Genomic DNA, 21,329 nt, shown 5'->3' with positions numbered 1-21,329 from the left:
CGATCGACTCAAGCAAATCGGGTGGAACCAATGGCAGCAGGTACTGACCGCGAGAAGGCGCTCGACACCGCGCTCGCACAGATTGAACGGCAATTCGGGAAGGGCGCGGTGATGCGCCTCGGTGAGCGGCCGAACGAGCCCATCGAGGTCATCCCCACCGGGTCGACCGCACTCGATGTCGCCCTCGGCGTCGGCGGTCTGCCGCGCGGCCGAGTGGTCGAGGTGTACGGCCCGGAGTCCTCCGGCAAGACGACCCTGACCCTGCACGCGGTGGCGAACGCGCAGAGGGCCGGTGGCCAGGTCGCCTTCGTGGACGCGGAGCACGCCCTCGACCCCGAGTACGCGAAGAAGCTCGGCGTCGACATCGACAACCTGATCCTGTCGCAGCCGGACAACGGCGAGCAGGCCCTGGAGATCGTGGACATGCTGGTCCGCTCCGGCGCCCTCGACCTCATCGTCATCGACTCCGTCGCGGCACTCGTCCCGCGCGCGGAGATCGAGGGCGAGATGGGAGACAGCCACGTCGGTCTGCAGGCCCGTCTGATGAGCCAGGCGCTCCGCAAGATCACCGGCGCGCTCCACCAGTCCGGGACCACCGCGATCTTCATCAACCAGCTCCGCGAGAAGATCGGCGTGATGTTCGGCTCCCCGGAGACCACGACCGGTGGCCGCGCGCTGAAGTTCTACGCCTCGGTGCGACTCGACATCCGTCGTATCGAGACCCTCAAGGACGGCACGGACGCGGTCGGCAACCGCACCCGCGTCAAGGTCGTCAAGAACAAGGTCGCCCCGCCCTTCAAGCAGGCCGAGTTCGACATCCTCTACGGGCACGGCATCAGCCGCGAGGGCGGCCTGATCGACATGGGCGTGGAGAACGGCTTCGTCCGCAAGGCAGGCGCCTGGTACACGTACGAGGGCGACCAGCTCGGCCAGGGCAAGGAGAACGCGCGCAACTTCCTGAAGGACAACCCCGACCTCGCCAACGAGATCGAGAAGAAGATCCTGGAGAAGCTGGGCGTCGGTGTGAAGCCGGAGAAGCCCACCGCCGAGCCGGGCGCGGACGCGGCGGTGTCGGCGGCCTCGGACGAGGCCGCGAAGACGGTTCCCGCTCCCGCGACCAAGGCCGTCAAGCCCAAGGCCGCGGCGGCCAAGAGCTAGTCCGTGACACGGCGAACCGACTGGGCCGAGTACGTCCACCCCGCAGCCTCCGAAGGGAAGAGGCGCGGGGGTGACAGCGGCACGGCCGGAGACAGCGACAGGGCGTACGACGATGACGGGCCGTACGGTCTCGGGGCCTGGGACGCCGAGGCTGCGTACGGCGATCCGGAGGGGGACCGACGGGCGGACGATGGTCCGCGCCGCGATGACGGTCCGTCCCGCGGCGACGGTCCGCGGGACGGTGACACCACGCCGAGCGGCGGTTCGCGTCGCGGCTCCGGCCGGCGCGGTGACGGCGGCTGGTCGTACGGGGGCGACGGGCCGCAGGGTACGGGGGAGCGGGGCGCTGGAGCCCCGCGCGGTGGCGGCCGTGGTGGTCGCGGTCGCGGTCGGCGGCGTGGTTTCGGCGAATCGTCCGCCGACGGCGACCCACAGGACGGAGGCCCCTCTTCCTCGTCGAGGGCCGAGAAGGGGGAGCCCCCAGGGGACCCGGCTGAGCGGGCGCGGGGCATCTGCCTGCGTCTGCTCACCGGGACCCCGCGCACGCGGAAGCAACTCGCGGACGCGTTGCGCAAGCGCGAGATCCCGGACGACGTGGCGGACGAGGTGCTCTCCCGCTTCGAAGAGGTCGGGCTGATCAACGACAGTGCCTTCGCGGACGCCTGGGTGGAGTCCCGGCATCACGGCCGGGGCCTGGCCCGGCGGGCGCTCGCCCGGGAGCTGCGGACCAAGGGTGTGGACTCCGCACTGATCGACGAGGCCGTCGGCCAGCTCGACTCCGAGCAGGAGGAGACGACCGCACGCGAGCTCGTCGCCCGCAGGCTGCGCTCCACGCGCGGCCTCGACCGCGACAAGCGGATACGACGCCTCGCGAGCATGCTCGCCCGCAAGGGCTACTCCGAAGGCATGGCCCTCCGAGTGGTCCGGCAGGCGTTGGAGGAAGAGGGCGAGGACACGGAGTTCCTCGATGACGGCGAGGGGTTCTGAGACGGGCCCTTGAGGAGGCGTGGGGCTGCCTCCGGGCCGACCGGTTCCGAGCCCCGGGCACGGTGGACGCGCGGGGGCGCCCATCGCATCCGGGGCCGGGGCGGGCAGGGCGGAGGGGGCTGGGCGCGGGCTTCCGACGCCGACGTCGGAAGCCCGCGCCCAGCGCCGGAGAGCCCCGCCCCCACCCGACGAGTGACAACTCCCTGTCGGGGAGCCTCCGTTGCCATGAGCGAAGGTGGGGTTAACCCCCGGTCCAAGACGCTGGCCGACCGCAGTGCACAGACACCTGTGCACGGGCGACTGTGTACGCATGGCACAGGAACCCGGCGCCACCGACCCCGCTGAACCGGGACGCACACGTCCCGATCCCGCGAATCCGGAGCACACAGCTCCCGACCCCGACCCCCGCCCGGCCCCCGTCGAGCTCTCCGACCTCGCCGCGCTCAAGGCACTTGCCCAGCCCCGGCGCCAGTGGATGCTGCAGCACCTCACCGTGCACGGCCCCGCCACATCCGCGACGCTCGCCAGGGCACTCGGGCTCAACACCGGGGCCACCAGCTACCACCTGCGCGAACTCGCGCGCTACGGCTTCGTCGAGGAGACGGGCGCCGCCGGGCACGGCCGGGAGCGCTGGTGGCGAGCCGTCCCCGGCGACCGCCGCTTCCCGCCGCGCAGCCGCCAGAGCCCCGAGATGCGGCTCGTGATGGACGAGTTGAACCACCACGCGTACGCCGCCGACCTCGAACTCTTCGAGCAGCTCCAGCGGGACGCGGCCGACGAGCCATGGGCCGACGCGTTCCCGTACTCGCGCGGCACGATTCGGCTGACGCTCCCCGAACTGCGCGAGTTCTTCGAGGAGTACATCGCGCTCCTCAACCGCTACAAGCGCCCCGAGGCGGACACTCCGGCCGACGCCCGCACCGTACTCACCCGGTTCCTCGCCTTCCCCGCCCAGGCCGCCTCCGTGGAGGCGCCCACCCTCGATTCCTCGCCCGACTCGGCGCCCGGCCCCGCTCCCGACACGGCAGACAACGGAAGAGAGACCGAGACCCCATGATGCTGCCCTACGCCCTGCGGACCGTCCGCCACCGCAAAGGCGGATTCCTCGGTGCCTTCCTCGCCCTGATGTGCGCGGCCGCCCTCATCACGGCCTGCGGCACCCTCCTCGAAACGGGACTGCGCGGCACCATCGGCACCGAGCGCTACGCCGCCACCCCCGTCGTGGTCTCCGCCGACCAGAACGTCCACCAGACCACCGTCAAGCACAAGAAGGGCAAGACGAAGACCAAGCACAAGGCCAAGCCCATCGCCGAACGGGCCTGGCTGCCCGAGAACCTCACCACGAGGCTCAGCCGAGTCCCCGGCGCCGATCGCGTCATCCCCGAACTGACCTTCCTCGCCGAGCCGTTGACGCTCACCGGCACCGGCGGTCGCACCGCCTACGGCCACGCCTGGGACTCCGCGGCCCTCACTCCGTACACCCTCACCACCGGAACCCCTCCCCGAGCCCGGGACGATCTGGTCGTCGACCGCTACCTCGCCGACCGAGCCCGGCTGCAGTCGGGCGACCGTCTCACCGTCCAGTCCACCCGGAGCCCGCGCACGTATCGCGTCACCGGCATCGCCGCACCCGCCGACAACGACATACGCCACCAGACCTCGCTCTTCTTCTCCACCGCCGAAGCCCGGCGCCTCGCCGCGCACCCCGGCCAGGTCACGGCGATCGGTGTCGTCCCGGCCGAGGGCACCGACACCACCGCCCTCCGAACAGCCGTGGCCAAGGCGTTGCGTGGCACGACCGCACAGGTCAGCGTGGGAGACGAGCGAGGTCCCGTCGAGTTCCTGGACGCGGCCGCCGCCCGGATCAAGCTCGTCAGCATGGGCGGAGCGATGGGCGGCACATCCCTGCTCGTCGCCGTACTCGTGGTCGTCGGCACCTTCGCGCTCTCCGTGCAGCAGCGGCACCGCGAACTCGCCCTGCTGCGCGCCATCGCCGCCACACCAGGACAGATCCGCAAGCTCCTCGGCCGAGAGGCCCTGCTGATCGGCGCGGCCGCCGGAGTCGCCGGAGCGCTCGCGGGGCTGCCGCTCGGCAGCTGGCTGCACGGCAGGTTCGTCGCCCTGGGTGCCGTGCCCGCCACGCTTCAGCACACCGTCAGTGTGTTCCCGCTGTTCGCCGCCGTCGCCGCCACGCTCATCGGTGCCTGGGCCGCCGCCCGTGTCTCCTCGCGCCGCATCGCCCGTATTCGCCCGGCCGAGGCGCTCGCCGAGGCCTCCGCCGAGCGCGGCCGCCCCGCCTGGGGGCGCATCCTCGCGGGGCTCGTGCTGCTCGCCGGAGGTACGGTCCTCGTCGCCGTACTCAGCGTCCTGCGCACCGAGCCGGCGTCGACTCCCGTGACGTTCCTTGCCGTTGTCGTCCTCGCCTCGTCCGTCGCCCTGCTCGGCCCCCTCCTGGTGAGGGCGGCCGCGGCGGTCCTGGGCACCCCGCTGGGACTCACCGGCCCGGGCGGCAGGCTCGCCACAGCCAACCTGCGCGGCAACGCCGCCCGCCTGGCCTCCGTCGTCACCCCGCTCACGCTCCTCATCGGTATGACCTGCACCGTCCTCTTCGTCCAGCCGACCCTGGGACACGCCGCCCGCGCCCAGGCCCGCGAAGGCATCCGCGCGGACTGGGTCCTCGCAGCCGAGGGCCCCGGCGTCCCGGCGCAGGCCGCACGGCAGCTGCGTACGGGCCGCGATGTCGCCACCGAAGTCGTCCGGACGACCGTCCGCGTCGGCCTCGACAAGTACGCGGCACAGGGCGTCAGCCCCGCCGGCCTGAGCCGCACCTGGGACCCCGACGTCACCGCGGGCTCCCTCGCCGACCTCACGAACAACACCGTCGCCGTCAGCGAACTCGCCGCGGACCAGCTCCACTTGAAGCCCGGCAGCACGCTGAAACTCACCCTCGGGGACGGCACTCCCACCACCCTCACCGTCGCCGCCGTCTACGCCAAGGGTCTCGGCTTCGGCGACCTCACCATGGCCCACGACCTGGTCGCCCGCCACGTCGACAACCCGCTCGCCGCCACGGTCCTCGTCTCCACCGCCCGTTCGCAGGAAGAACTCGCGGCCTCCGTCCGGAAGTTCCCGGGCGTCAGGGTCGTCTCACCGGCCACCGCGGACTCGTTGCAGGCCGAGCGCCTGCAGGCGAACGCCGAGGTCAACTACTTCGCCATGGGGCTCGTTCTCGCCTTCACCGCCATCGCGGTCGTCAACACGCTCGCCATGTCGGTCTCCGAGCGTGTACGGGAGTTCGCGCTGCTCCGCCTCGCCGGCGCCACGCGTCGCCAAGTACTGCGGATGCTGCGGACCGAAGCCCTCTCGGTGCTGCTCCTGGCCACGACCCTCGGCAGCGGCATCGCGCTCGCCGTCCTCACGGCCTTCAGCATCGGGATGACAGGCAGCGCGGCCCCGGCCGTCACACCCCTGGTGTACGTCACGGTGGTCGCCGCCGCCGGACTGCTCGCCCTCGTCGGCACCGCGCTGCCGGGCCGGGTGGCACTCAAGGCGCGGCCGGTCACGGTGGCAACGGCCAGGGAGTGACCTGAGGGGTCTGGGAGTAAGGGGTGATACGCAATGGTGGGGGCCCCTTACACGAAGGGGCCCCCACCGCTACATATGCCCAAGCAGGCGCCCGAATATGCCGACAGGGGAGGCTTTGTGTACGACAGGAACCGCCGCCGCACTCCTCGGGCAGGGGCTTGACGGCTGACAGTTGACGGCTGAGGCAGAGGCCCGCGCGCGCCGGATCAGGAGGTCTGACCGGAAGTCCGGGAAGTCACCGGCAGGCCGGCCGCACGCCAGGCCTGGAAACCGCCCACCAGGTCTGTCGCCCGATGCAGGCCCAACCGGCGCAGCGACGCGGCCGCGAGGCTCGACGCGTAGCCCTCGTTGCAGACGATCACGACGCGTAGGTCATGGCTCGTGGCTTCGGGAGCACGATGGCTGCCATGGGGGTCGAGGCGCCACTCCAGTTCGTTGCGTTCGACGACGAGGGCGCCGGGGATCAGCCCGTCGCGCTCGCGCAGTGCCGCGTACCGGATGTCCACCAGCAGGGCCTCGCCCGCCCGCGCGGCGTCGTGGGCGGTGTCGGCCTCGACCCGGTCGAGGTCCTCACGGACCCGCTCCAGCAACTCGTCGATTCCGACCGGGCTTCCGGCTCGTACGGAACCCTCGGCGGTCACTGCCAGTCCGCCGGGCGCTCGACCTGCTCAAGGCGCAGGATCTGGCCGCTGCGGCTGTAGCGGCGGATCTGCGGCAGCGGCGGGTAGTACGCGTGGACGGAGACCGCGTGCTCCTCCGTGGACTCGTTGAGCACCTCGTGCACATGGTGACGACCGAAGGAACGGCCCTTGCCTGCCTGTAGCCGCCGTTCCCGGTCGATGTCCTCGGTCAGTTCGAGGGTCTTCCAGCCGTCCGTGGGCAGCCGGGCGGTGAGCGAGTTCTCCTTGAGTTCGCCCGACGCCGTGAGGAAGGCGCCGACCGACTCGGCGTGGTCGTGCCAGCCGGTGCCCGTGCCGGGCGGCCAGCCGATGAGCCACGCCTCGCTGCCGCCGGGCCCTTCGAGGCGTACCCACGTACGGCCCTCGGGGTCGAGCGGGAGAGAGGCGATCAGCTCGGTGTCGGCGGCCGTGCGCCGGACGAAGTCGAGCAGCTCGGCCTGCGTGGGGCCGTGAGCCGGCGCGGCGGCGGAGGCAGAGGGCGTCAGGGAAGGGGAGACAGACACGGGTACCGTCCTGGTCAGCGTTCGCGTGGAGCGCGCGGGAACGACGTCGGCGACGCGCGCGGGTGGAGAGGATGCGAATTCAGCAGGACGGGCGACACACGCAGCCCGCATAGCGGACGAGGTCCATATGGACCCTCCGCCACAGGCGCACACAGGTGTCGGTCACGATCCGGAGTACACCATGACGGTCCGGACCGGTCAACTCAGTGTCACCGACTGGACAGAGCGCACTCAGGACGTCCCCGCCGCGGCCTTGGCCGTGGCCCGGGGGCCGCCCAGCGCCGCCTCCGCCGCCTCGTACAGATCCGCCGGGCGTACCCCGCTGAGCGCCGTGACCAGGTGCCCGTCCGGGCGGATCAGCAGCACCGTGTGCGCCGCCGCACCCGGGTAGCTCTCCGCGACCAGCAGCTCGGCATGGTGCGGCAGCGCGGTCACGGCGGCCGCGAGACGCGGCATGATCCCGGCAGTCACCCAGTGCTTGCGCTCCCACACCCCGGTCCCCGGCGCGATCAGCAGGACCAGCAGCGCCCCGTGGCCCAGCCTGTCCCGCAGCCGTACGAAGGAACCGTCCTCCGCAGTCACCCGTACATCGGCGACCTGATCGCCCACCTCCGTGCCGACCTCGGCCGACGACTCGGCGCGTGGAGGCGCGAGAGGCGAATCGGCGTACGCCCCCGGCGCGCCCAGCTGGCCGCGCCCCAGATGGCCGTCGGTGAGCAGCGAGTCATGGCCGCGCGCCGACCCGGGCACCGCGGAGCGCAGGCCTCCGGCCCGCAGTATCGGCAGCGCCTGGTCCGCGGCGCGCAGGCGGGCGGCGACGACCGCGCGCCGCTCCACCTGGTAACTGTCGAGCAGCGCCTCGTGAGGGCCGTGGTGCCAGGCGAGGGACAGCTTCCACGCGAGGTTGTCGGCGTCCCGCAGGCCGTCGTCGAGACCCTGCGTACCGAGCGCACCGAGCAGATGCGCGGCGTCCCCGGCCAGGAAGACACGGCCGGCCCGCCACCGGCGCGCCAGCCGGTGATGCACTGTGTGGACTCCGGTGTCCAGCAGTTCGTACGGGGGTGTGGTGCCCCCGCTCCAGCCCGCGAGGGTCTCGCGCACGCGGGCCACCAGCAGGTCCGGCGTGACCAGGTCCTTGCCCGGCGGCAGCAGCCAGTCCAGGCGCCACACGTCGTCGGCGAGCGGACGCGCGGTCACCTCCCCGGCCGAGGGGCCCGACGTCCGCCACGGCGGCATCCGGTGCAACAACGCCTCGCCGGGCCACGGAAGTTCCGTACGCAGCGCGGCGACGGCGTGTCGCTCGACGGCGGTGCGACCTGGGAAGCGGATGTCCTGGAGCTTGCGCACCGTCGAACGCGGTCCGTCGCAGCCGATCAGATAGCTGCCGCGCCACCACGTGCCCTTGGGCTCGCGGGTGTGCGCCGTGACGCCCGAGGTCTCCTGCTCGATCGAGTCGAGGCGGCTGTCCACGGCGACCTTGACCAGGCGCTCGGTCGCGATGGCTGCTCTGAGCGCGGCGGTCAGTACGTGCTGGGGGACGTGCAGGGGTGCGGGCTCGTCGTCGCCGAACGTGATCTGCCGCATCACCTGCTTGCGCCGCATCGACCGCCATCCGGCCCAACGGAAACCGGCCTCGGCGAGCGGGAACCCCGTCAGCCGCTCGACCAGCGCGGTGGTGTCCTCACGCAGTACGACCGTGCGCGCGAGCCTCTGTTCGTCCTTGCCGGGACCCTCGTCCAGAACGATGGACGGGACCTCCTGGCGGGCCAGCGCCAGGGCGAGCGTGAGTCCGACGGGCCCCGCTCCGACGATGATCACCGGGTCCACGGCGCGGCGCCCCCTGCCCGGAGAGGTGTGCCGAGTGTCTTACCGGGAGAGGCAGGTGGAGCGGGGTGCACGATCACAGAACGTATGCAACCCATTGCCGGTGCTTGCGTCAAGTGACGGAGGCAGTGGCGATCATGCCACTGCCTCCGGTTGCTCACATCTCGTCAGTTCTTCGGTGTGCGCGGTTCGTTCACGGACCCTTGTCGACCTCGTGGGTGACGTCCACGTGGTCGCCGGGCGCGCTGAGCTCGTCGACCGCGTCCACTCCGAGGACCGCGCCGGTGGACTTCTTGCCGCGGCGCAGCCTGCCCTCCAGCCAGCTCGCGAAGCTCGTGAGGGCGAAGTTGATCACGATGTAGATCACAGCGACGATCGTGAAGCTGGCGATGGTGTTCGCGCCGTAGTAGGCGCTCATCGGGCTGACGGCCGCCATCAGGTCGGAGAAGGTGAGGACGGCGCCACCGAGTGCCGTGTCCTTCACGATCACCACGAGCTGGCTGACGATCGCCGGCAGCATCGCCGTGACCGCCTGTGGCAGCAGGATGAACCGCATCACCTGGTTCTTGCGCAGACCGACCGCCAACGCCGCCTCGGCCTGGCCCCTGGGCAGCGACAGGATGCCTGCCCGGACGATCTCCGCGAGGACCGAGGAGTTGTAGAGCACCAGGCCGGTGACGACCGCGTACAGCGGACGGTCGTCCGCGTTGACGTTCGTGTACTCCGAGAACAGCGCGAGGCCGAAGATCATGAGGACCAGCACCGGGATGGCGCGGAAGAACTCCACCACAGCGCCGGCCGGGACGCGTACCCAGGCGTGCTCGGACAGCCGGGCGATACCGAGGACGGCACCGAGCGGCAGTGCGATGACCATGGAGAGCGCCGCGGCCTTGAGCGTGTTCTGGAGCCCCGGCCAGAGGTACGTGCTCCAGACTTCGGTGTCGGTGAAGAAGGGCTTCCACAGCACCCACTCGAGCTGGCCCTTCTCGTCCAGCATGGTGTACACCCACCACAGCACCGCGGCGAGGGCGGCGAGGAACACCACGGAGAACACGATGTTCCGCCGCTTGGCCCGCGGGCCCTGGGCGTCGTAGAGGACCGAGCTCATCGCTTCACCGCCACCTTCTTGCTCACCCAGCCGAGGATCAGACCGGTCGGCAGCGTCAGACACACGAATCCGAATGCGAAGACCGCGGAGATCGCGATGAGCTGCGCCTCGTTCTCGATCATCTCCTTCATCAGCAGCGCCGCCTCGGCGACACCGATCGCGGCGGCCACCGTGGTGTTCTTGGTCAACGCGATCAGGACGTTCGCCAGCGGGCCCACGACCGAACGGAATGCCTGGGGCAGCACGATCAGCGTCAGCACCTGCGTGAAGTTCAGGCCGATGGCGCGTGCCGCCTCGGCCTGGCCGACAGGCACCGTGTTGATGCCGGACCGCAGTGCCTCACACACGAACGCCGAGGTGTACATGATCAGACCGAGCACCGCGAGCCGGAAGTTCGTGGTGTCGACCTGGTCCGATCCGAGGCTGATACCCAGCGTCTGGTTCAGGCCGAGCGAGGCGAACAGGATGATCACGGTGAGCGGGATGTTCCGCACGATGTTGACGTAGGCGGTACCGAAACCGCGCATGAGAGGCACCGGGCCGACCCGCATGGCGGCCAGCAGGGTCCCCCAGATCAGGGAGCCGACGGCGGACAGGACGGTCAGTTGCACCGTCGTCCAGAAGGCTTCCCACAGGTCGTAACCTTCAAGAAAGTCGAACACGATCTCCCGCGCTTCCGCGTGTGGGGAGGGGCCGTCCTGACAGGTGCGCCGCCCCGGAGGACGGCGCACCTGTCAGGTCAGGTCCCGCTTCACTTGACGATGTTGCCGATCTTCGGGGCGGGCTCGTTCTTGTAGTTCGCCGGGCCGAAGTTGGCCGTCACGGCCTTCTCCCACGCACCGTCGGAGACCATCTTCTCGAGAGCCGTGTCGATCTTGGCCTTGAGGTCGCTGCCCTTCTTGACGCCGATGCCGTAGTTCTCGTTGGTCATCTTGAAGCCGCCGAGCTTGAACTTGCCCTTGAAGTTCGCCTGCGAGGCGTAGCCGGCGAGGATCGAGTCGTCCGTGGTCAGCGCGTCGAGCTGGCCGCTCTGGACACCGGTCAGGCAGGCCGAGTACGTCGGGTACTCCTGCAGCTGAGCCTTGGGGGCGAGCTTGTCCTTGACGTTCTGCGCCGAGGTGGAGCCCGTCACCGAACACAGCTTCTTGTCGTTGAGGTCCTTCGGCGTCTTGATCGAGTCGTCGTCGGCGCGGATCAGGACGTCCTGGTGGGCCAGGAGGTACGGACCGGCGAAGTCGACCTTCGCGGCGCGCTCGTCGTTGATCGAGTAGGAGGCGGCGATGAAGTCGACGTCACCACGCTGGAGCATGGTCTCGCGGTCGGCGCTCTTCGCTTCCTTCCACTGGATCTGGTCCGCGTTGTAACCGAGCTGCTTGGCGACGTACGTCGCGACGTCGACGTCGAAGCCCTCGTAGCCCTGCGGCGTTTTCTGGCCGATGCCGGGCTGGTCGAACTTGATGCCGATGGTGATCTTCTTGCTGCCGCCGGAGCCGGTGTCAGCGCTGTCGCTGTCCTTGTCGTCCGAACCGCAGGCGGTGGCCGTGAGGGCGAGTGCGAGGACGGCGGCCGAGGCGGCGGTGACCTTGCGGAGCTTCATGGTGAACATCCTTTGAGTGGTGAAGATGTGCGATCCGTCGGTGGCGGGTGACGCAGGCCGTCAGTGGTGCAGGATCTTCGACAGGAAGTCCTTCGCCCGGTCGCTGCGGGGGTTGCTGAAGAACTGGTCCGGCACAGCCTCTTCGACGATGCGCCCGTCCGCCATGAAGACGACGCGGTTGGCGGCCGAACGGGCGAAACCCATCTCGTGTGTGACTACAACCATCGTCATCCCGTCACGCGCAAGCTGCTGCATGACTTCCAGGACCTCGTTGATCATCTCCGGGTCGAGAGCCGACGTCGGCTCGTCGAAGAGCATGACCTTGGGGTCCATCGCCAGCGCCCGCGCGATCGCGACACGCTGCTGCTGACCGCCGGAGAGCTGGGCGGGGTACTTGTCCGCCTGCGTGGCGACACCCACCCGGTCGAGCAGCCCGCGGGCCTTCTCCTCCGCGGCCTTCTTGTCCGCCTTACGGACCTTGAGCTGGCCCAGCATCACGTTCTCGAGCACCGTCTTGTGCGCGAAGAGGTTGAAGGACTGGAAGACCATGCCGACATCGGCCCGCAGCCGGGCCAGTTCCTTGCCCTCCTCGGGCAGCGGCTTGCCGTCGATCGAGATGTCTCCCGAGTCGATCATCTCCAGGCGATTGATGGCGCGGCACAGGGTGGACTTTCCGGACCCGGAGGGCCCGATGACCACGACGACCTCACCACGCGCGATCGTCAGGTCGATGTCCTGGAGCACGTGCAACGCACCGAAGTGCTTGTTGACGTTCTTCAGTACGACCAGATCGTCGGCCGCGGGTACGGCGTCCTTGGTCACCGATACTTCGGTCATCGGCCTCTTGCTCCGTCCTCCTCGGTTGCGGAGGACAGTAGTGATGCCGCACGACCAGCGTCATTACATCTGAGGGGAAATTGAGCATAACGATCTGGTAGCAACCGGACACTCTTCGTGAAGGCCGCGGCGGGCACGTACCGGCTGCGTAACGGAAGTCGGCCGCGCCCCGAACACACTTGACGCCTGCAGCGTCATCGGACTGACTTCCAGGGGGCACGCGCGCGTGCCCACGTCTATCCACCGAAAACGTACGACCGATGAACCGAAGGGGGCCGGGATGAGACTGCTCCTCGTCGAGGACGACAACCACGTGGCCGCCGCTCTGTCCGCGGTTCTCGCACGTCACGGCTTCGACGTGACCCACGCCCGCAGTGGCGAGGAGGCCCTCCAGGCGCTCGTTCCCGAAGGCGCCGGCTTCGGAGTGGTGCTCCTCGACCTCGGCCTGCCCGACCAGGACGGCTACGAGGTCTGCGGCAAGATCCGCAAGCGCACCAGCATCCCCGTGATCATGGTCACCGCGCGCGCCGACGTACGCTCCCGGATCCACGGCCTCAACCTCGGCGCCGACGACTACGTGGTGAAGCCGTACGACACCGGGGAACTCCTCGCCCGTATCCACGCCGTCAGCCGGCGCAACGTCGCCGACGAGACCGCGGCCCCCGGCGAGACCGCACTGAACCTGGGCCCCGTACGGATCGAACTGCCCACCCGCCAGGTCAGCGTGGACGGTTCGGTTGTCCAACTGACCCGCAAGGAGTTCGACCTTCTCGCACTCCTCGCCCAGCGTCCTGGCGTGGTGTTCCGGCGGGAACAGATCATCAGCGAGGTCTGGCGTACCAGCTGGGAGGGGACCGGCCGCACCCTGGAGGTGCACGTCGCGTCCCTGCGCTCCAAGCTGCGCATGCCGGCCCTGATCGAGACCGTGCGCGGCGTCGGGTACCGGCTCGTCGCGCCCGCCGCGTAGCGGGGCCAGGTGCGCGCACGTCTCCTCCCGCTGCTCATCGTCCTGATGGCGGCCGTACTGCTCGCCCTCGGCGTCCCCCTCGCCGTCAGCCTGGCGGCCGCCCAGCAGCAGAAGGTGGTCGTCGACCGGATCGACGACACGGCCCGCTTCGCGTCCCTCGCACAGTTCGTCACCGACCCGCCGAAGGGCTCACGCGTCGACGCCTCGGACGAGCGCCTCAACACGCTCGGCAGGGAACTCATCAAGTACAACGGGCTGTACGGCATCAAGGTCGGCGTGTTCTACCGCGACAGCATCATGGCCAAGGCGCCCGCGGACTGGTACATCCCCGTGAAGGGCGAGGCCCGCGACGCCTTCGCCGAGGCCTTCCAGAGCCGCCGCAGCCACGACCCCGCACAGGTCTGGCCGTGGCAGCGGGACCGTCTCGTCGTGGCATCCCCCGTCATCCGGGACGGTGACGTCATCGCCGTCGTGGTCACCGACTCGCCAACCGGACAGATGCGCTCGCAGATCCTGCGCGGCTGGCTGGTCATCGGCGTCGGTGAGATCGCCGCGATGCTCCTCGCACTCAGCGCCGCGCTGCGCCTGACCGGCTGGGTGCTGCGGCCCGTACGCGTCCTCGACGCCACCACCCACGACATCGCGACCGGCCGCCTGAAGTCCCGTGTCGCGGCCGCGGGCGGGCCGCCGGAACTCAGGCGCCTGGCCCGGTCGTTCAACGAGATGGCAGACAACGTCGAGGACGTGCTGGAACAGCAGCGCGCCTTCGTCGCCGACGCCTCGCACCAGCTGCGCAACCCCCTGTCCGCCCTGCTGCTGCGCATCGAACTGCTCGCCCTGGAACTCCCCGAGGGCAACGAGGAGATCGCCTCCGTCCGCACCGAGGGCAAGCGTCTCGCGCAGGTCCTGGACGACCTGCTGGACCTCGCCCTCGCCGAGCACGCCGAGGCGGACCTGCGGCTCACCGACATCGGTGAGCTGACCGCCGAGCGCGTGGCGTCCTGGTCGCCGGTCGCAGACGACAAGGGCGTACGACTCGTCGGGACCTGCCCCGCCACGACCGCGTGGGCCGACCCCGTCGCCCTCTCCAGCGCCCTGGACGCCGTGATCGACAACGCGCTGAAGTTCACCCCCGAGGGAAAGTCCGTCGAGGTCGAGGTGGCCTCCAACGGCGAGGTCTCGACCATCGTCGTCACCGACCTCGGTCCCGGACTCAGCGACGAGGAGCTCACCCGTGTCGGCGACCGCTTCTGGCGCAGCCCCGGCCACCAGAACGTCAAGGGCTCCGGCCTCGGCCTGTCCATCTCCCGGGCCCTGCTCGCGGCGGGCGGCGGCGCCATCGCGTACGAGCACCACGAGCCGCACGGCCTGAAGGTGACGGTGAGCGTGCCGCGGACGGTGCCGGGAACCTGAACGGCCGCGCGAGCGGCGCCTGTGCCGCCCCCTGACCTGCCGCCGTTCGAACCGCTACGGCTTGACCGAGCGGTAGTAGCGACTCGCACCCTCGTCCAGGTCCAGCGGATCCGTGTAGATGGCGGTCCGCAGGTCCACACGCTGTGCCGCGTGCACCTCCTCGCCGATGCGGTCGCGACTGTGGATCACCGTGCGGGTCATCCCCTCGGTCAGCTCCGCGTCCGTCCCCGCCCGGGTCACGAGCAGGTTCGCCACCGCCACCGTCTGCACGGATTCTCCGGACTGGGCACGGGGATAGGCATCCGCCGGCATGACGGCGGACCGGTAGTACTCGGCTTCCTGGCCTTGTTCGTGCAGCTTCTTCACGAGGTCGGGGGTGATCTGGAGCAGCCTGATGTCGGTCCTGTCCGAGAGGTCACTCACGGCTTTCGTCGGGAGCCCGCCGGACCAGAAGAAGGCGTCGATCTTCTTCGATTCGAGCAGCTCCGGCATGTCTCCTATGCCGACGGACACCGGCTGGATGTCCTTGTCCAGGTCGAGGCCGGCCGCTGCCAGCACATGCTCGGCGATCAGCCGCACCCCGGAGCCGCGCGGCCCCACCGCGACCCGCTTGCCCTTCAGCTCCCCGATGGTCTCCACGGTGGAACTCTGGGGGACGACCACGTGCACATAGTCGTCGTACAGCCGGGCGCAGCCGCGCAGCAGGTCCGCGCCCCGGCCGCCCTCCCGCTGGTACTTCGCCACCGCGTCGGCGGCCGCGATGGTGAAATCGGCCTGCCCGGTGGCGACCCGCTGCACGTTCTGCTGCGAGCCCTCGCTCCCTTCCAGCTCCACCTTCAGGCGGGGCATGTCCTTCGCGAGCGCCTCCTGCAGCAGCGTCCCGTACAGCTGGTACACGCCGGACGCCGATCCCGTACTGAAGGACACCGTCCCGTCCGGTGAGCTCTTGCCCAGGGGCAGCAGCCACCACAGGAGCAGCCCGAAGGCCACGAAGGCGGCGGCCGAACCCTGCAGGGCCCGGCGTCTGCCGATACGGGAAAATGCCTGGAACATGCGCGCGATCCTGCCAGCACACCGCCCACGATGACCAGGGCCGGGCCTCCGGACGCGAGCGCCGAGGTCCGCCGGCCCCCGCACGACAGGCGCCAGGGCCGGACGTACTCCGGGCACCGCCTACCCTTGTCGCATGAGCAGCAGCGACCGGAGCCGTGCAGTGGACCTGACGAGAACGTATGAAGTACGCACTTACGGATGTCAGATGAACGTCCACGACTCGGAACGGCTCTCCGGGCTGCTCGAGGACGCCGGATACGTACGTGCGCCCGAGGGTTCCGACGGTGACGCGGACGTCGTCGTCTTCAACACCTGCGCGGTGCGGGAGAACGCCGACAACCGTCTCTACGGCAACCTCGGCAGGCTCGCGCCGATGAAGACGAAGCGGCCCGGCATGCAGATCGCCGTCGGCGGCTGCCTCGCCCAGAAGGACCGGGACACCATCGTGAAGAAGGCGCCCTGGGTCGACGTCGTCTTCGGTACGCACAACATCGGCAAGCTGCCCGTCCTCCTGGAGCGCGCCCGTGTACAGGAAGAGGCACAGGTCGAGATCGCCGAGTCGCTCGAAGCGTTCCCCTCGACGCTGCCGACCCGCCGCGAGAGCGCGTACGCGGCCTGGGTCTCCATCTCCGTCGGTTGCAACAACACCTGCACCTTCTGCATCGTCCCGGCGCTGCGAGGCAAGGAGAAGGACCGAAGGACCGGCGACATCCTCGCCGAGATCGAGGCCCTGGTCGGCGAGGGCGTCTCCGAGATCACGCTGCTCGGGCAGAACGTAAACGCTTACGGCTCCGACATCGGCGACCGTGAGGCGTTCAGCAAGCTCCTGCGGGCCTGCGGGAAGATCGCGGGCCTGGAGCGCGTCCGCTTCACCTCGCCGCATCCGCGCGACTTCACGGACGACGTCATCGCCGCGATGGCCGAGACCCCGAACGTCATGCCGCAGCTGCACATGCCGATGCAGTCCGGTTCGGACACCGTCCTGAAGGCGATGCGCCGCTCGTACCGGCAGGAGCGGTACCTCGGGATCATCGACAAGGTCCGCGCCGCGATCCCGCACGCCGCGATCACCACCGACATCATCGTGGGCTTCCCCGGCGAGACCGAGGAGGACTTCGAGCAGACCCTGCACGCGGTCCGCGAGGCCCGATTCGCGCAAGCGTTTACGTTCCAGTACTCCAAGCGCCCCGGCACCCCTGCGGCCACCATGGAGGGTCAGATCCCCAAGAAGGTCGTGCAGGCGCGCTACGAGCGTCTCGTCGCCCTCCAGGAGGAGATCTCCTGGGACGAGAACAAGAAGCAGGTCGGCCGCACACTGGAGCTGATGGTCGCCGAGGGCGAGGGGCGCAAGGACGGCGCCACCCACCGCCTCTCCGGCCGCGCCGCCGACAACCGCCTGGTGCACTTCACCAAGCCCGACACCGAGGTCCGCCCCGGCGACGTCGTCACCGTCGAGATCACGTACGCCGCCCCGCACCACCTGCTCGCCGAGGGCGCCGTCCTCGATGTGCGCCGCACGCGCGCGGGGGACGCCTGGGACAAGCGCAACGCCACCGAGGCCGCGAAGCCGGTGGGCGTCATGCTGGGGCTGCCGAAGATCGGGGCGCCGGAGCCGCTGCCGGTCGCCACGGGCAGCGGGTGCGGCTGCGACTGACCGCGTCACGGGCCGGGAAGGGGTCCCTCATGCCGTACAGCGTGGAGTTCACCGAGCGCGCCGCACGCGTCCGGGACAGCCTTCCCGTCGAGCGCCGGGAGGTGCTGGACCGCGGGCTGGCCATACTGGTCGCCGACCCGCGCCACAAGCTGTCGCACGCCGTGGGCGGCGACGAGTCGACCCGCGAGATAGCCCTCTCCCGGAACCTGTTCGTCGAGTACGTCATCAGCGACGGCAAGCTCGTCGTGCTCCTCCTCACGGTCATCGACCTCACGGACGTGCTGATCGAGGAGTGACGTCCGGCGGAGCGGGCGGGGCGTGGTGTTGGGTATGGCGTTGCGTTGGGCGGGGTGTGGCGACGAGCTCCACCGAGGAGTGACATCCGGCCGCCGAGGAGGAGTGCCGTCCGGCCGCCGCACGGGGCTACGCTGCCGATCATGCTTGTCGCCGCCGCCGTCTGCCCCTGCCCGCCCCTCCTAGTGCCCGACGTCGCCGCGGGCGCCGCACCCGAACTGGACACCGCGCGTGCCGCCTGCACGGACGCGCTGGGGGTCCTGGCCGCCGCGCGGCCCGACCGGCTGGTGGTCGTGGGTCCCGCCGACCAGAGCGGCCGCGGACCCCACCCGGAGGGCGCCCGGGGCACGTTCCACGGCTTCGGCGTGGATCTCGACGTCAGGCTGGGCGGGAACGGGGCCCGGACGCTGGAAGGCCCGGCCGGATCCGGCCCCGTCGAGGGCGCCGATCGGCCCCTGCCGCCGTCGCTCGCGGTCGCGGCCTGGCTGCTCGGTCGTACGAACTGGTCGGACGCCCCCGTCGAAGGTCTCGGTGTGGGGGAACCTCTCGCGGCCGAGCGGTGTATCCAAAGCGGAAGGGAAATCGCCGAGCGGGGCGAGCGGGTGGCGTTGCTGGTGATGGGCGACGCCAGCGCATGCCGCACGCTCAAGGCGCCCGGGTATCTGGACGACCGGGCGGCGGGCTTCGACGCGGAGGTGGCGCATGCGCTCGGAACGGCCGACGTGGCCGCGCTCAAGACACTGGACGCGGAGCTGGCGTACGAGTTGAAGGCCTCCGGCCGCGCACCCTGGCAGGTGCTCGCGGGCGCCGCCGAGGGCGCGGGGCTCGCGGGCGCGCTCCTGTACGAGGACGCGCCCTACGGCGTGGGATACGTGGTGGCGGCTTGGTCGTAGTCCCTGGGTCGGGTGTGGGGCCTGGGTTGGCTGGTCCTGGGCCTGGTCCTGGTGCCGGGGCGGTCGGTCGTATCGCTCCGGACGGTCGTAGCGCCCGCTCTACGACATGGTCCCGCGCTTGCCCTGGTCCCGTACTGGTCGTAGTCCCGCGCTGGTCGCAGTGCCCGCCGGTCGGGTGCGCGGCACGGGCGGGGTGCGCCCCTGCCAGGGATTCGGACAGGGGGCGAAGTCGACAGGTGCGGGGCGCAGGAACGGGCGTCGAGCGCGCGGCGTCAGGGTGCCGCCGACACGGCGGACGGCCCGGAGCTCAACGTGCTCCGAGGCCGTCCGTCGATGTGGTGTCGCTCAGGATGCCGAGGGCGGTGGTGCCGGGGGAGACGGGGGCGTCGCGCCACCGTCCGTGCCGTCACTCTCCTTGTGCGCGAGTCGGTCCAGGGCGCCCTTGGCCTTGCCCGTGCCCGTCTGGATCTTGTCGCTGTACTTGCCCTTGGTCTTCTCGTCGGCCAGTTTCGCGGCCTTGTCGAGACCCTGTTCGATCTTGTCGATCTTTCCCCCGTGCTGCTGCGCGAGGTCGGAGACCTTCTCCTTGGCAGGCGCGAGCCTGGCCTTCAAGTTGTCCAGGAGACCCATGGTTCACCTTCCCTCGCGGGACAGCTACTTGCGGGCGCCCTCGCCGGCCTCGCTGTCGGCCGCCTCCTCGACGGACTGCTGCTTGGGAATCTCGACGCCCTCCGCCGCGGACTCGTCGGACTCCGCCGACTCCGTCGCCGCTCCGGACGAGGTCTCGGGCTCGGCCGTCGCCGACCCCTTCGCCGCGTCCTCCGCATCCGCCCCGGACTCGTCCGTCACAGTGCCGGCCTCGGCCTCGGCGGGCGACGCCTCCTCCGAACCCTTGGACTTAGGCCCATCTTTACGAAGAAGCCGTGCAAAAACGCCCATATCATCTCCATACTCTACTCATGTGGGCGAAATTCCGCGTTGCCCGGTGCGTCCCATTGCGTCGCCCGGGTCACCGGCCCTCACGGCCGGCGGCTGGAACCTCGCAACAGGCAACGACCCCGGCCCCGCGCCGTCACGTAGCTCGTTCGAGAAGAGGCCCCGAGGTTTGCGAGACTGTTGCGGTGAGTAGTCCTGCCCCCGCCCCGCGGGTCATCGCCGTCGTCGGTCCCACCGCGGCGGGAAAGTCCGATCTCGGCGTCCATCTGGCCCAGCGCCTGGGCGGCGAGGTCGTCAACGCCGACTCGATGCAGCTCTACCGGGGGATGGACGTCGGTACCGCCAAGCTGACGCCCGAGGAACGGGGCGGCATCCCGCACCACCTCCTGGACATCTGGGACGTGACGGTCACGGCGAGCGTGGCCGAGTACCAGCGCCTCGCGCGCGACCGCATCGACGCACTCCTCACCGAGGGCCGCTGGCCGATCCTCGTCGGCGGCTCCGGGCTGTACGTCCGGGGAGCCGTCGACAACCTGGAGTTCCCCGGCACAGACCCCGAGGTGCGGGCCCGCCTGGAGGAGGAGCTCACCTTGCGTGGCTCCGGCGCCCTGCATGCCCGGCTGGCCGTCGCCGACCCCGAGGCCGCCCACGCGATCCTGCCCAGCAACGGCCGCCGGATCGTCCGGGCCCTGGAGGTCATCGAGATCACCGGCAAGCCCTTCACCGCCAACCTCCCCGGCCACGACTCCGTCTACGACACCGTGCAGATCGGCGTCGACGTGGCGCGCCCCGAGCTCGACGACCGCATCGCCCTGCGGGTGGACCGCATGTGGGCGGCCGGCCTCGTCGACGAAGTGCGCGCACTGGAGGCGCAAGGGTTGCGCGAGGGGCGTACGGCGTCGCGTGCCCTCGGCTACCAGCAGGTGCTCACGGCGCTCTCGGGGGAGTGCACGGAGGACGAGGCGCGTGCCGAGACCGTGCGTGCCACCAAGCGCTTCGCGCGCCGTCAGGATTCCTGGTTCAGACGCGATCCACGGGTGCATTGGCTGAGTGGGGCTGCGGCGGATCTCACAGAACTTCCGCAGCTCGCGCTGGCGTTGGTCGAACGACCGGTCACAGCCTGATCACGTCATGGCATCGGGACGCTCCGGCCGTCATCCCGGTCTCCGAGGCCGTGCCATCATCGAGCTTCGATCGACCAAGTGGAGTCCGAGTTGGGAGGGCGCGTGGCGATGGAGGCCGGCCCTCGCAACACCGCACAAGGCGCGGAGCAGAGCACCGCCACCGGCGGGGTGCACGACGCCGCACAGGAGCAGCAGGACCCCGATGAGGACCGACTGAGCCCGGACGGGCCCGACGAGATCACCGGCGGGGTCACCGCCGACGGTCCCGAGCCCGACGAGATGTTCCCGGGGCCCGAGGTCGAGGTCGAGCTCCGCCCGCAGCGCCGCATGCGCATCTGGCAGCTCGCACCCATCGTGAGCCTCGCCGCACTCGGCTCCCTGATGTTCGCCTTCCCGCTCGCCTTCGACTTCGGCGACAGCGGGGCCATGATCGCCATGCTCGGCCTGTTGATCTGCTCCTGCGCCGCCGGCTGGGGCATGATGGCCGCCCGCCGCGTGGGTTACACGTGGCCCGGCCTCCCGCAGCGCGGCTCCGGCCGCCGCCCGGACTGGCGGGTCGCCATCGCGTACGCCGTCGTCGTCGCCGCGGTCGTGGTGCTCGCCGTGTGGCGCGTGGCGCGGCTGCGCTGAGCCTCTCGGGCGGTCTGCCCCGGCGTGCGCGGTCCTGCGTGTGACATCCGGTGTGATCCGGCTGTCGGACCGCTCGGCCGGGTTGT

At 70.4% G+C, this 21,329-nt stretch carries 22 protein-coding genes; 11 read left to right on the top strand and 11 right to left on the bottom strand.

Going from position 1 to position 21,329, the window contains the following annotated elements:
* The first annotated feature begins 30 nt into the window (after nt 1-30).
* The 4 genes from recA (at nt 31) to OG718_RS17440 (ending at nt 5,730) form a co-directional block, all read left to right on the top strand.
* A complete protein-coding gene (recA, locus tag OG718_RS17455; RefSeq protein ID WP_143638054.1) occupies nt 31-1,158 on the top strand; it encodes a recombinase RecA in 1,128 nt (375 codons plus the stop codon).
* A 3-nt stretch (nt 1,159-1,161) separates the two neighbouring features.
* On the top strand, nt 1,162-2,145 hold the full coding sequence (gene recX, locus OG718_RS17450) for a recombination regulator RecX (protein ID WP_143638055.1): 984 nt from the start codon (nt 1,162-1,164) through the stop codon (nt 2,143-2,145).
* Nucleotides 2,146-2,455: 310 nt separating this feature from the next.
* Complete coding sequence (locus OG718_RS17445; protein ID WP_328844554.1) at nt 2,456-3,202, top strand: helix-turn-helix domain-containing protein; 747 nt, start codon at nt 2,456-2,458, stop codon at nt 3,200-3,202.
* Entirely contained in the window at nt 3,199-5,730 is a 2,532-nt protein-coding gene (locus OG718_RS17440; protein ID WP_328844553.1) for an ABC transporter permease, read from the top strand. The genes OG718_RS17445 and OG718_RS17440 overlap by 4 nt, the downstream gene beginning before the upstream one ends.
* Nucleotides 5,731-5,936: 206 nt before the next feature.
* Here the strand turns inward: OG718_RS17440 and OG718_RS17435 are convergent, their stop codons facing one another.
* The 8 genes from OG718_RS17435 to OG718_RS17400 form a co-directional block, all read right to left on the bottom strand.
* Nucleotides 5,937-6,371: a rhodanese-like domain-containing protein gene (locus tag OG718_RS17435; protein ID WP_328844552.1), complete on the bottom strand. Its 435-nt coding sequence runs from the start codon at nt 6,369-6,371 to the stop codon at nt 5,937-5,939.
* Nucleotides 6,368-6,913 carry a cysteine dioxygenase gene (locus OG718_RS17430; RefSeq protein ID WP_186001199.1) on the bottom strand — a complete coding sequence of 182 codons (546 nt, stop codon included), beginning with the start codon at nt 6,911-6,913 and terminating at the stop codon, nt 6,368-6,370. The genes OG718_RS17435 and OG718_RS17430 overlap by 4 nt, the downstream gene beginning before the upstream one ends.
* A gap of 79 nt (nt 6,914-6,992) precedes the next feature.
* Nucleotides 6,993-7,064, bottom strand: a complete 72-nt coding sequence (locus tag OG718_RS17425) for a putative leader peptide (protein WP_309544753.1) — start codon at nt 7,062-7,064, stop codon at nt 6,993-6,995.
* Nucleotides 7,065-7,144: 80 nt separating this feature from the next.
* Entirely contained in the window at nt 7,145-8,740 is a 1,596-nt protein-coding gene (locus tag OG718_RS17420) for an FAD-dependent monooxygenase (protein ID WP_306937362.1), read from the bottom strand.
* Between the two features lie 190 nt (nt 8,741-8,930).
* Entirely contained in the window at nt 8,931-9,845 is a 915-nt protein-coding gene (locus OG718_RS17415; RefSeq protein WP_143638063.1) for an amino acid ABC transporter permease, read from the bottom strand.
* Nucleotides 9,842-10,507 carry an amino acid ABC transporter permease gene (locus OG718_RS17410; RefSeq protein WP_143638065.1) on the bottom strand — a complete coding sequence of 222 codons (666 nt, stop codon included), beginning with the start codon at nt 10,505-10,507 and terminating at the stop codon, nt 9,842-9,844. Before OG718_RS17410 ends, OG718_RS17415 begins: the two co-directional genes overlap by 4 nt.
* Nucleotides 10,508-10,596: 89 nt before the next feature.
* Nucleotides 10,597-11,442: a glutamate ABC transporter substrate-binding protein gene (locus OG718_RS17405; RefSeq protein ID WP_143638067.1), complete on the bottom strand. Its 846-nt coding sequence runs from the start codon at nt 11,440-11,442 to the stop codon at nt 10,597-10,599.
* A 60-nt stretch (nt 11,443-11,502) separates the two neighbouring features.
* A complete protein-coding gene (locus OG718_RS17400) occupies nt 11,503-12,279 on the bottom strand; it encodes an amino acid ABC transporter ATP-binding protein (RefSeq protein ID WP_143638069.1) in 777 nt (258 codons plus the stop codon).
* Nucleotides 12,280-12,559: 280 nt separating this feature from the next.
* Here OG718_RS17400 and OG718_RS17395 point away from each other — a divergent pair, with 280 nt between their 5' ends.
* Nucleotides 12,560-13,246: a response regulator transcription factor gene (locus OG718_RS17395; RefSeq protein WP_055616841.1), complete on the top strand. Its 687-nt coding sequence runs from the start codon at nt 12,560-12,562 to the stop codon at nt 13,244-13,246.
* Between the two features lie 9 nt (nt 13,247-13,255).
* Nucleotides 13,256-14,659: a sensor histidine kinase gene (locus OG718_RS17390; RefSeq protein WP_143638071.1), complete on the top strand. Its 1,404-nt coding sequence runs from the start codon at nt 13,256-13,258 to the stop codon at nt 14,657-14,659.
* Between the two features lie 54 nt (nt 14,660-14,713).
* On the opposite strand, the gene OG718_RS17385 is transcribed toward OG718_RS17390, so the two are convergent.
* A complete protein-coding gene (locus OG718_RS17385; protein WP_143638072.1) occupies nt 14,714-15,712 on the bottom strand; it encodes a TAXI family TRAP transporter solute-binding subunit in 999 nt (332 codons plus the stop codon).
* Nucleotides 15,713-15,845: 133 nt separating this feature from the next.
* Between OG718_RS17385 and miaB the strand changes: the two genes are divergently transcribed.
* The 3 genes from miaB to OG718_RS17370 all read left to right on the top strand — a co-directional run bounded on the left by miaB (nt 15,846) and on the right by OG718_RS17370 (nt 18,553).
* Nucleotides 15,846-17,366, top strand: coding sequence for a tRNA (N6-isopentenyl adenosine(37)-C2)-methylthiotransferase MiaB (miaB, locus tag OG718_RS17380; RefSeq protein ID WP_143638074.1), 1,521 nt, complete (start codon nt 15,846-15,848; stop codon nt 17,364-17,366).
* Between the two features lie 29 nt (nt 17,367-17,395).
* Nucleotides 17,396-17,662 carry a hypothetical protein gene (locus tag OG718_RS17375; protein ID WP_143638075.1) on the top strand — a complete coding sequence of 89 codons (267 nt, stop codon included), beginning with the start codon at nt 17,396-17,398 and terminating at the stop codon, nt 17,660-17,662.
* Between the two features lie 141 nt (nt 17,663-17,803).
* On the top strand, nt 17,804-18,553 hold the full coding sequence (locus OG718_RS17370) for a class III extradiol dioxygenase subunit B-like domain-containing protein (protein WP_328844551.1): 750 nt from the start codon (nt 17,804-17,806) through the stop codon (nt 18,551-18,553).
* Nucleotides 18,554-18,898: 345 nt separating this feature from the next.
* Here OG718_RS17370 and OG718_RS17365 read toward each other — a convergent pair whose 3' ends face one another.
* A complete protein-coding gene (locus OG718_RS17365) occupies nt 18,899-19,183 on the bottom strand; it encodes an antitoxin (protein WP_306937342.1) in 285 nt (94 codons plus the stop codon).
* 24 nt (nt 19,184-19,207) lie between these two features.
* Entirely contained in the window at nt 19,208-19,492 is a 285-nt protein-coding gene (locus OG718_RS17360; protein WP_328844550.1) for a hypothetical protein, read from the bottom strand.
* 182 nt (nt 19,493-19,674) lie between these two features.
* Between OG718_RS17360 and miaA the strand changes: the two genes are divergently transcribed.
* On the top strand, nt 19,675-20,613 hold the full coding sequence (miaA, locus tag OG718_RS17355; RefSeq protein WP_143638082.1) for a tRNA (adenosine(37)-N6)-dimethylallyltransferase MiaA: 939 nt from the start codon (nt 19,675-19,677) through the stop codon (nt 20,611-20,613).
* A 108-nt stretch (nt 20,614-20,721) separates the two neighbouring features.
* Nucleotides 20,722-21,243 (top strand): hypothetical protein, encoded by a 522-nt coding sequence (locus tag OG718_RS17350; protein ID WP_143638640.1) that lies wholly within the window; start codon nt 20,722-20,724, stop codon nt 21,241-21,243.
* Nucleotides 21,244-21,329 lie beyond the last annotated feature (86 nt).

It is taken from the genome of Streptomyces sp. NBC_00258, assembly GCF_036182465.1.
In the GTDB taxonomy this organism is placed as follows: Bacteria; Actinomycetota; Actinomycetes; order Streptomycetales; family Streptomycetaceae; genus Streptomyces.
This window is presented reverse-complemented; position numbering and strand designations above follow the sequence as displayed.

Bases quoted from the DNA above. Each gene is read 5' to 3' on its own strand.
- recA (WP_143638054.1), top strand. From the start codon at position 31: ATGGCAGCAGGTACTGACCGCGAGAAGGCGCTCGACACCGCGCTCGCA.
- OG718_RS17445 (WP_328844554.1), top strand. From the start codon at position 2,456: ATGGCACAGGAACCCGGCGCCACCGACCCCGCTGAACCGGGACGCACA.
- OG718_RS17440 (WP_328844553.1), top strand. From the start codon at position 3,199: ATGATGCTGCCCTACGCCCTGCGGACCGTCCGCCACCGCAAAGGCGGA.
- OG718_RS17415 (WP_143638063.1), bottom strand. From the start codon at position 9,845: ATGAGCTCGGTCCTCTACGACGCCCAGGGCCCGCGGGCCAAGCGGCGG.
- OG718_RS17405 (WP_143638067.1), bottom strand. From the start codon at position 11,442: ATGAAGCTCCGCAAGGTCACCGCCGCCTCGGCCGCCGTCCTCGCACTC.
- OG718_RS17400 (WP_143638069.1), bottom strand. From the start codon at position 12,279: ATGACCGAAGTATCGGTGACCAAGGACGCCGTACCCGCGGCCGACGAT.
- OG718_RS17395 (WP_055616841.1), top strand. From the start codon at position 12,560: ATGAGACTGCTCCTCGTCGAGGACGACAACCACGTGGCCGCCGCTCTG.
- OG718_RS17385 (WP_143638072.1), bottom strand. From the start codon at position 15,712: ATGTTCCAGGCATTTTCCCGTATCGGCAGACGCCGGGCCCTGCAGGGT.
- miaB (WP_143638074.1), top strand. From the start codon at position 15,846: ATGAGCAGCAGCGACCGGAGCCGTGCAGTGGACCTGACGAGAACGTAT.
- OG718_RS17375 (WP_143638075.1), top strand. From the start codon at position 17,396: ATGCCGTACAGCGTGGAGTTCACCGAGCGCGCCGCACGCGTCCGGGAC.
- OG718_RS17370 (WP_328844551.1), top strand. From the start codon at position 17,804: ATGCTTGTCGCCGCCGCCGTCTGCCCCTGCCCGCCCCTCCTAGTGCCC.
- OG718_RS17365 (WP_306937342.1), bottom strand. From the start codon at position 19,183: ATGGGTCTCCTGGACAACTTGAAGGCCAGGCTCGCGCCTGCCAAGGAG.
- OG718_RS17360 (WP_328844550.1), bottom strand. From the start codon at position 19,492: ATGGGCGTTTTTGCACGGCTTCTTCGTAAAGATGGGCCTAAGTCCAAG.
- OG718_RS17350 (WP_143638640.1), top strand. From the start codon at position 20,722: ATGGAGGCCGGCCCTCGCAACACCGCACAAGGCGCGGAGCAGAGCACC.